Source organism: Spongiactinospora gelatinilytica, assembly GCF_003236385.1.
Lineage (GTDB): Bacteria > Actinomycetota > Actinomycetes > Streptosporangiales > Streptosporangiaceae > Spongiactinospora > Spongiactinospora gelatinilytica.
In genome coordinates, this window is sequence record NZ_POUA01000310.1 from 1 (window position 1) to 9,416 (window position 9,416).

Below are 9,416 nucleotides of genomic sequence, written 5' to 3' on the forward strand. Positions count from 1 at the left end.
CGCCGAGACCCCCGAGCCGCCCACCGCCGGCACGCCGGAGAACACCGCGCCCAAGGCAGCGGGGCCGCAGGCCGAAGGCAAGGCCGCCACGCCCGGCGCAACCGAGGCGGACGAGGAGCAGGCCACTGCCGACGAACCCGGCACCCCTGCACCCGCGACCGGCGCGGGCGAAAGCCCGGCGACCGAGGCGACCGGGCCGCAGCCCGGGGGCGAGGGCACCGTCTCCGACCCGATCACGGGCACACCCGAGGCCGACGAACCGGAAACCGACCGCGAGACCACCGCGTTCAAAGCCATCACCGCCGACACCGCGGCGGCCGAGACAGAGGGCGACGGTGAGGTGGTAGCGGGTGAAGCCGTCACCACCGACGCCCCCGGAAACCCCACCAGGAGCACGGCAGACGGGTCCACCTCACCGACGGACTCAACGAACGACGCCGCCCACACGGACACCGAAAAGCCTGCCAAGAGCGGCACAGACTCAGCCGCCCGCACAGACGCGGAGAAGCCTGCCAAGAGCGCCGCAGACACGTCCGCCCCGCCGGGGGACACGACAGACGGCACCCTCCACCCACACCCCGCCAAGGGCGTCGTAGAAGGGTCCGCTTCGCCGGTGGGCACGGAAGGCGAGAGCGTGGCAGCGGCTGCGGGACACGATGGGGGCGATCGGGGCGCAGCGTACGCCGCCCGATGAGGTGATCCTCGTCATCGACCACAATGTGGAGCTGGTCGCCTGGTCCGCCACCGAGTTCGACGGTGTCACGGTACTGGCCCACGAGGGCACCCGGGGCACCGCCGCCGCGCGGAACCGGGCGCTGGCCGCGGCGCGCGGTGACGTGGTGGCCTTCCTGGACGACGAGACCGCGCCCGACCCCGACTGGACCGAACGGCTGCTGGAGGCGTACGCCGACCCCGAGGTGGTCGCGGTGCGCAGCCGGTTGGCGATCCGCTGGGAGGCGGGCCGCCCGAACTGGTTCCCGAACGAGCTGGCCTGGGTGGTCGGAGCGCCCTGCACGGGCGCGCCAGACGATGGCGGGCCGATCGACGACCTGTACGGCGCCGGCCTGTCAATCCGCCGCGAGACCCTGTTCGCGGCCGGTGGCTTCCCGGAGGACCTGGACCACCAGGCGGGCGGCATGCTCGCCGAGCCCCCCGCGGGCGCCAAGACCGAGCTCCGGCTGCGGCTGCACGACCTCGCCCCCGGCGCCAAGCTGGTGCAGCAGCCGGCGGCGACGCTGCGGGTGCGCCTGGCCGCCCGGCGCGGCGGCATCGGCCATCTGGTGTCCAGGTGCGCGGCCGAGGGCAAGTCGCTGGCCGCCGTACCCCAGCGTGCCCAGGGCAGGGCGGCGCTGGGCGCGCATCTGGCCCCGATCCGGGCCGGTCTGCCCCGCGCGGTGTTCCGCACGCTGACCGCGACCGGCCCCCGCGACGTCGAGGCGTGGCGCGCGCTGGCCGCGATGCTGCTGGCGCTGGTCGCCACCACCGTCGGCTACCTGAACGGCAGGTTGCAGTCCACCCGGACCGACGAGATCCGCCGGACGAGCACTTTGACCTGGTTCGTCGCCCGCACGGCGCTGCCGGTGGCGACCGTCCTTTGGGGTCTGTCGCTGCGTTCGGTGGACCTGGACGCGATGACCGACCTCGGCCTGATCACGGTCATGCCCGCGACGTTCTGGGCCGCGATCGTCGTCATGGTCGCCGGGTTCGTCGCGTTACTGAGCGACAAGTTCGCGCTGGAGCTGTGGCACGCGGGTTACGTGCTGGTACTGATCGCCGTGCTGCACGCCACCCCCGCGCTGCTGTACCCGACGCTGCGCTACTCCTGGGCGTGGAAGCACGTCTCGGTGATCGACTACCTGATCAGGCACGGCGTGACCGACCCCGCCCCGGGACCGCTGTCGGCCTACCACCAGTGGCCGGGGTTCTTCTCCTTCTTCGCCACGATGACCCAGATGGCCGGCCTGGACGACGCGCTGGACATCGCGAGCTGGGGACCGCTGGCCTTCAACATCGCGACCCTGCTGCCACTGCTGCTGCTGTTCCGCACGGTGACCCGCAACCGGCAGCTCGTGTGGGGCGGGGTCTGGGTCTTCTTCTCGTGCTCGTGGGTCGGCCAGGACTACTTCTCGCCGCAGGCCACCACGCTGGTGATGTACCTCACCATCCTGGCGGTGATGGTGCGCAGGTTCCGGCGCGGGCCGATCAGGGCGGGAGCCGACCCTGACGGGCTGGCCGCCGAGCCGCCGCCGATCACCTCGGCCCGCCACCGGCTGATCTGGGCCACGCTGCTGATGATGCCGATCGTGGCGATCACCTCGGCGCACCAGCTCACGCCGCTGATGCTGGTCGGGGCGCTGACCGCGCTGTTCGTGCTGAGGCGGTACCGAAACCTGGGGCTGCTGCTGGTCACCGCCGCGGTGGTCGCCGGGTGGGACGTCATCATCGCCTGGCAGGTGTTGGAGAGCCGGTTCAGCGACATCATGGAGTCGCTGGGCGATGCGGGCGGCAACCTCTCCGCCGGGCTGATCGCGCTCGGCACGGCGTCGCCGGGCCAGGTGATCGTGGCCTACGCCGACCGTGCGCTGTCGGTCGGCCTCTGGGGGCTGGCGCTGTGCGGGGCGTTCGTGCGGCGGCGCTGGCTGCGCCGTCCGGGCCTGCCGCTGCTGATGATCGGCATCGCGCCGCTGGCCTTCCTCGCCGGGGGCAGCTACGGCGGTGAGATCATCTTCCGGGTCTACCTGTTCGCGCTGCCGCTGACCGCGCTGCTGGCCGCCGCACTGTTCCTGCCCGCCCGCCGGGCGTGGGTGCGGACGCTGGTTTTCCCGGTCGTCCTGCTGCTGATGGTCACCGGGTTCTTCTTCGGAAACTACGGCAAGGAGCAGTCCAACTACTTCACCACGGACGAGGTGCACCTGGTCAGGGCGCTGCACCGGATCGCGCCGCAGCGCTCGCTGATCGTGGCGCCGACCTTCTTCCTGCCCGCCGCCTATGACCAGTACGAGCGCTATGACCACATCTGGCTGGACGAGCTGCCCCCGTCGCGCGAGGCCGTACCGAACCTCCCCGGTCATGTGCCCACGCTGCCCGAGTTCGTGAAGGACCCGAGTCCCGCGCTGATCGACCTGATGGGCGCGGTCCCGCCGGGCGCGAAGGCGTACCTCGTGCTGAACCGGGCGCAGCTGCCCGCGACCGAGACCGCGGGGATCTTCCCGAAGGGGACGATCGACCGGCTGATCCGGGAGATCTCGGGGTCCGGCCGGTTCCGTCAGGTGCTCGGCAACGACGGCGGCGTGGTGTACGAGCTGCTGCCGCAGACGAAGGCGGGGAAGTCATGAAGGCGAGCAGGCCCGCCCGCTGGCCGCTGCTGCTGCTCGCGGCGTCCGGATGGCTCGCCCTGTCGGCCACCGGGCTGGCGGCGGGATCGGCGCCGCGCGTCGCGGTGACCGTGCTGTTCCTGCTGGTGTGCCCGGGGGCGGCGGTGCTGGCGCTGGTACGCCCGCTGCTCGGGCCGCGCGACCACAGCGGCGACGCCATGGAGAGCGTCGCGCTGACGGTGGCGGTGAGCGTCGCGCTCGGCATGCTGGTCACCGCGGGCTACTACATGACCGGCGTGTTCACGATGCCGCGCGCGGTGATGACGCTGGCGGGGATCACCACGGTGGCCGCGCTCGGGGCGCTGGTGATGCCGGGGCGGCGCAGGCAGGGGGGTCGCCCTTGATGAGCGAGGCGATCACGGCGCAGCCCTTCCTGACGTCGGGGAGCGACGCCGAGCCGTAGCCGAGGACCAGGCCGTGTACGCGGACCGGCCCGTGGTGGTGGCGGCCGGTGGTGTCCACGAGCACCCCGCGCCGGGCCGCTCCCTCGGTGACCCGATCCACGGCGTGGCCGGGCAGTTCCACCATGACGTGCAGACCCGCCGTGTCGCCGCGGACCAGCGGGCCGAGGGCGGCCACGATGGCCTCCCGCCGTCTGGCGTACTCCAGCCGCATCCGCCGCAGGTGGCGGTCGAGGTCGCCGCGTTCGACGAGCACCGCCACCGCCGCCTGGACCGGCCCCGGCGTGCGGTCCGACAGCCGCGCGCGGGTCTCGCCCACGGCGCGCAGCAGCGCGGGCGAGGCCATCAGCCAGCCCACGCCCACGTCGGAGGCGAGCGACTTGGACATCGTGCCGAGCAGCACCACCGAACCGGGGTCCAGGCCGTACAGGGCGGGCAGCGGGGCCGCGTCGTAGCGGAACTCGGCGTCGTAGTCGTCCTCGACGACCACCGCCCCGGTACGGCGGGCCCAGTGCAGCAGCCGCTCCCTGCGCGAGATCGGCAGCCGACCGCCGCAGGGGAACTGGTGGGCCGGGGTGGTGTAGACGAGCCGCAGGTCGCCGGGCAGGTCATCGACGATCAGCCCGTCCTCGTCCACCGGGCACGGCACGATTTCCGCGCCGCGGGCGGCGAAGATCGTGCGGGCCTTGGTGTAGCCCGGCTCCTCCACGCCGACGCGGTCGCCGGGGCGCAGCAGGGTGGCGGCGACCAGGTCCAGGCCGTTGCCGGTGCCCCTGGTGATCATGATGTCGGCCGGGTCCACCGGTACCGCCCTGGATCTGCGCAGGTGGGTGGCGAGGGCGTCGCGCAGGCGGGGCAAGCCGTACGGGTCGGGGCGGGAGGACAGCGGGACCTCGGCCGCCCTGCGCCAGGCCCGCCGCCAGGCCGCCTGGTCGAAGTCGCGCACCCACGAGGTGCCCGGGCGCAGGTCGATCACGCCGTCCGCGGCCTGGTGGTAGTCGTAGGCGACGGCCGTGCCGGGCGGCCCCGCCCGGTCCGGGGCGAGCGGCGGCGGCGCGGCCACGTCGGGCAGGTCGGCGACGTAGGTGCCGGACCCGTGCCGCCCTTCGAGCCAGCCCTCGGCGTAGAGCTGCTGGTAGGCCTCCGTCACCACGGTCCTGCTGACGCCGAGCCGGCTCGCCAGGCCGCGCGTGGACGGCAGGCGTTCCCCGGCGGGCAGCACCCGCGCCCGCATCGCCGCGCGCAACTGGTCGCCGAGCTGGACCGCCAGGGACACCCCCGAACCGCGGGCCAGGACCAGCGGCAGGTCCGGCGTGCGGCGGACCTGGCCCTGGCGGGAAGTGGTCACCGATATTTCCCCCATAGTGGTTGTATTCTTCCAGTCCACTTCTCCGGCACAGTGCAGATATGGCCGCATCGCTCTCGCCCACGGCGCGTACCACCCTGCACCGCTCCAAGGAGCGCGGCAGGAGCGCGCGCGAAGACCTCTACGCCATCCTCGACTCCGGAGTCATCTGCCATCTCGGCGTGGTCGTGGACGGGGCGCCGATGGTCGTTCCCACCGGCTACGGCCGCCTCGGCGACACGCTCTACCTGCATGGTTCCACGGGGGCGCGGTCGCTGCGCGGCGCGCTGGAGGACGAGATCTGCGTCACCGTGACCCACCTGGACGGCATCGTGCTGGCCCGCTCGATCTTCCACCACTCGGTGAACTACCGCTCGGCCATGATCTACGGCAGGGCGCGCCGGGTGACCGACCCGGACGAGCGACTGGCCGGGCTGCGCGCCCTGTCCGAACAGCTCGCCCCCGGCCAGTGGGACACCGTGCGCCCGCCGACCCGTAAGGAGCTGGCCGCCACCGAGGTGCTGGCGCTGTCGCTGGCCGAGGCTTCGGTGAAGGCCCGGCAGGGCCCGCCCGGAGACGAACTGGAGGACTACGCGCTGCCGATCTGGGCGGGCGTGCTGCCGGTACGGATGTCCTGGGGCGAGCCGGAGCCCGATCCGGAGCTGTCGGAGCGGCTCCGGACCCCGGCGCACGTCGCGGCCCGGCCGCCGTTGGGATCTTTGCCGCAAAAGATCTGAAAATCCGGTAAACCGACTGCCCGCCTTGGGCGTCTCCTGCTTCGGAACCCCCCGTTACCACTGCGACTGGAGGCCGGTCATGGCGGCAGACGGCGGCTGGAGCGTGCCCGGCTACCGGGAGGTCCGCGATCTCGGCGCGGGCGGCGGCGGCAGGGTCGTGCTCGCCGTCCACGAGGAGACCGGGACGCACGTCGCGATCAAGTACCTCGCCGAGCGGCTGCGCGGCGAGCCCGGGTTCCTCGACCGGTTCCGGGACGAGGCCCGGCTGCTGTTCGGGCTGCACGGGGAGCCGAACATCGCCAGGCTGTACGAGTACGTGCAGAGCGACGGCGGCGCGGCGATCGTGATGGAGCTGGTGGACGGCGTCTCGCTGCGGGCCCTCCTGCGCGGCAACGGCGCCACCGGGCCCGAGGCGGCGCTGGTCGTGCTGAAGGGCTCGCTGCTCGGGCTGGCCGCCGCGCACGCGCTCGGGGTCGTCCACCGCGACTACAAGCCGGAGAACGTGATCGTCACCGGCGAGGGCGCGAGCAAGCTGGTCGACTTCGGCATCGCGGTGCGCTCCGGCGACGGCGGGGAGGGCGCGGCGGGCACGCCGCCGTACATGGCCCCCGAGCAGTGGGCGGGCGCGCCGGCCACGCCCGCCTCCGACGTCTACGCCGCGACGGCCGTCTTCTACGAGTGCCTGACCGGGCACCGGCCGTTCCAGGCCACCACGCCGGACGTGCTGCGCTTCCAGCACGAGCACGCGCCGGTCCCGCTCGCGGAGATCCCGGAGGCGGTCCGCGGCCTGCTGGCCGTCGGCTTGGCCAAAGACCCCGCGGCGCGCCCGGCCGCCGCCGCCCACTTCGTGGCCGAGCTGGAACGGACCGCCCACGCCGCCTACGGCGAGGACTGGGAGGACCGCGGCCGCCGCCGGCTGGCCGAGCTGGCGCTGCTGCTCGTGGCGCTGTTCCCCGGCCGGGAGCAGGGGCCGCCGTCCGGCGGCAGCACGCTGTTCCGCACGGTGCTCGACGGCGTACGGCACAGCGCGCGCCGCAACGCCGGACGGCTGACGGCAGGCGTGGTGGCCGTGGCCGTCGCGGCGGGGGTGGCCGGCTACATGCTGGCCGGTGAGCCCGCCGCGCAGCGGATCGGCGTGGTGGCCGCCGCGCCCACCGAGACGGCGGCCGAGCCCGGCCCCGCCGGGCTCGTCTCGCCGCCCGCCGACACCACCGGCGCGGAGGACCTGCCACCGGCGCCGCCGGACCAGGACCCCGTGCCGGGCGACCCCGGCGGCTCCCTGGACGCGAGCGAGCCGCCGGTGGTGAGCGACCCGTCGGCGTCCCCGGGCGATGCCACCACGGGGCCGCCGTCCCCGGTGGGCACCCCGACACCGACACCGACGCCCACCCCGGTTCCCGCGAAGGTCACCGATCTCCAGGTCAGCGCGCGGATGGCGGGCGATGACCTGCGGGCCGTGGTGACGGTGACCGCCGGCGACGAGTCACCGGTGACGCTGCGCGCCGACGTGGTGTCCGCGGGCCGTACGGTGGCCGACCGGACGGCGACGCTCACCGGCGACACCTCCTACGAGCGGCGGATCACCCACACGTTCGTCGAACCGCCCTGTGGCACCACGGTGGAGGTCCGGGTCGCCGCGGGCGAGCGCACCGCGACCGCCCGGGTACCGGTGACCTGCCCGCCCGCCGTCGAGGCGGTGAGCGTGCCCCGCGCCTCGGTGGGGCCGAAGGGCGACGCGACGGCGACCGTGGCCGTTCGGGCCACCGGCGAAGGGGCGGTCACCCTGAAGGTGACCTTCACCGCGGGTGAGCGGAGCGCGGTCCGCACGCTGCGGTTGTCCGGGGAGGAGTCCTACACTCGCACGGTGTCCGTGGCGCTGGGCCGCGTGCCCTGCGGTACGGCCTGGCGGGTGACCGCGGCCACCACGCCCGGCGCGGCGAACGGCCAGGCCGACGCCTCGGGCACGACCGAGGCGTGCCCGCCCGCCGAGCCGGAGGAGCCCACCGAAGGCCCCGAGGACCCTCAGGTGGACACGCCGCCCGCGGACCGGCCGGAGGAAAACCCGCGAGATCCTATCGGCGTCCATGATTCCGTGATCAGATGAACACAGCAGAAAAGCACGAAGTATCTGGTGATATAGGTGTCGTTCACACCCCTGGCTGACTAAGCTACGTCCGTCTTATCCGGGTGGGGGCCCAGGCATAAGGAGACCGTCATGTTCGGGATGCCATCACCCTGGCAGGTCCCCGGATACACGGAGTTGCGCGAGCTCGGCTCCGGCATGTCCGGACGCGTGGTGATGGCCCGGCACAACGCCGACGGCGTGCTGGTCGCCATCAAGTACCTCTCCGAGGAACTGCGCGCGGACATCGGGTTCGTGGCTCGCTTCCGGCACGAGGCACGGCTGCTGGAGACGCTGGACAGCCCGCAGGTGGCCCGTCTCTACCAGTACGTCGAGAGCGCCGACGGCGCCGCGATCATCATGGAGCTGGTGGACGGCGTCGCGCTGCGCGCGCTGCTGCGCGCCCAGGGGCCGACCGGGGCCGAGGCGGCGCTCACCGTGCTCAAGGGCGCGCTGCTGGGCCTGGCCGCCGCGCACGCGGCCGGGGTCGTGCACCGCGACTTCAAGCCGGAGAACGTCGTGGTGGGCGACGACGGCTCCAGCAAGCTGGTCGACTTCGGCATCGCCGTACGTTCTGGCGACGGGGAGAACCCGGCGGGCACGCCGCCGTACATGGCCCCCGAGCAGTGGGCGGGCGCGCCGGCGGCGCCCACCACCGACGTCTACGCGGCCACGGTCGTGTTCTTCGAGTGCCTGACCGGCACCCGCCCCTACCGCGGCTCCAACGCCGCCGCCCTGGCCCACCAGCACCAGACCGCGCCGGTCCCGGTCGATGAGGTGCCCCCGCCGCTGCGCGATTTGGTCGCGCGCGGCCTCGCCAAGCAGCCGGCCGAGCGCCCGCCCACCGCCGCCGACTTCCTGAGCCGCCTGGAGGCCGTCGCCGAAGGCGCCTACGGGGCCGACTGGGAGAACCGCGGACGCCGCCGCCTGGCCGCGCTCGCGGGCCTGCTGGCGTTGCAGTTCCCCGGGGCCGAGCCGATGCCGGAGGCCGACAGTTCGCTCGCCCAGACCGAGCTGGGCGGCGGCGACAAGGGCGGCGACACAGGCCGGGGCGAGGGCGGCGACGGCCAGGCCGGCGCGGGCAGTCGCGGCCGGGGCGACCGGAGCGGCAAGAACTCCGACCTCGTCTCGCGCGACCTCCCCCGGCGGGTGGGCAACGCGCCGCTGCGCAGGCTGGGGCTGAAGATGACGGTCGTCGTCGGCTGCATCGTCGGGATCGGCGTCGTGATGGCCTTCCTGATCAACGGCGCCGGCGGCGAGCCGGAACTCCAGGCGCAGGGCGCGTCACTGCCGCCCGCCGTGTCGGCCAGCCCGGTCGCCGTGCCGACCGAGGAGACGACGAGCGCCGAACCGACCGAGGAGGTCACCGAGGAGCCGCCGGCGGAGACCCCGTCGCCCGAGCCGACCCCCACGGCGGACACCCGCTCCGCCGTACCG

The 9,416-nt window shown here is 73.9% G+C and carries 6 protein-coding genes and 1 pseudogene; 6 read left to right on the top strand and 1 reads right to left on the bottom strand.

Annotated features, from left to right (window positions below):
- The 3 genes and pseudogenes from C1I98_RS41830 to C1I98_RS29465 all read left to right on the top strand — a co-directional run.
- A pseudogene (locus tag C1I98_RS41830) lies at positions 1 to 694 on the top strand (hypothetical protein); the annotation flags it as partial.
- Positions 657 to 3,335, top strand: coding sequence for a glycosyltransferase family 2 protein (locus C1I98_RS29460; protein WP_111170661.1), 2,679 nt, complete (start codon positions 657 to 659; stop codon positions 3,333 to 3,335). The pseudogene C1I98_RS41830 and the gene C1I98_RS29460, both read left to right, overlap by 38 nt.
- A complete protein-coding gene (locus C1I98_RS29465) occupies positions 3,332 to 3,718 on the top strand; it encodes a hypothetical protein (RefSeq protein ID WP_111170662.1) in 387 nt (128 codons plus the stop codon). The genes C1I98_RS29460 and C1I98_RS29465 overlap by 4 nt, the downstream gene beginning before the upstream one ends.
- Here C1I98_RS29465 and pdxR read toward each other — a convergent pair.
- A complete protein-coding gene (pdxR, locus tag C1I98_RS29470; RefSeq protein ID WP_438672120.1) occupies positions 3,651 to 5,123 on the bottom strand; it encodes a MocR-like pyridoxine biosynthesis transcription factor PdxR in 1,473 nt (490 codons plus the stop codon). The genes C1I98_RS29465 and pdxR overlap by 68 nt on opposite strands.
- Before the next feature lie 59 nt (positions 5,124 to 5,182).
- On the opposite strand from pdxR, the gene C1I98_RS29475 reads away from it, so the two are divergent.
- The 3 genes from C1I98_RS29475 to C1I98_RS29485 form a co-directional block, all read left to right on the top strand.
- Positions 5,183 to 5,857 carry a pyridoxamine 5'-phosphate oxidase family protein gene (locus C1I98_RS29475; RefSeq protein WP_111170664.1) on the top strand — a complete coding sequence of 225 codons (675 nt, stop codon included), beginning with the start codon at positions 5,183 to 5,185 and terminating at the stop codon, positions 5,855 to 5,857.
- A 79-nt stretch (positions 5,858 to 5,936) separates the two neighbouring features.
- Entirely contained in the window at positions 5,937 to 7,961 is a 2,025-nt protein-coding gene (locus C1I98_RS43235) for a serine/threonine-protein kinase (protein ID WP_199537301.1), read from the top strand.
- Between the two features lie 111 nt (positions 7,962 to 8,072).
- Positions 8,073 to 9,416, top strand: a 1,344-nt coding sequence (locus C1I98_RS29485; protein ID WP_111170665.1) for a serine/threonine-protein kinase, incomplete at its 3' end; no start/stop codon positions are given.

What these genes read in the sequence shown, in the direction of transcription:
- C1I98_RS29465 (WP_111170662.1), top strand. Translation starts at nt 3,332, where the DNA reads ATGAAGGCGAGCAGGCCCGCCCGCTGGCCGCTGCTGCTGCTCGCGGCG.
- C1I98_RS43235 (WP_199537301.1), top strand. Translation starts at nt 5,937, where the DNA reads ATGGCGGCAGACGGCGGCTGGAGCGTGCCCGGCTACCGGGAGGTCCGC.
- C1I98_RS29460 (WP_111170661.1), top strand. Translation starts at nt 657, where the DNA reads ATGGGGGCGATCGGGGCGCAGCGTACGCCGCCCGATGAGGTGATCCTC.
- C1I98_RS29475 (WP_111170664.1), top strand. Translation starts at nt 5,183, where the DNA reads ATGGCCGCATCGCTCTCGCCCACGGCGCGTACCACCCTGCACCGCTCC.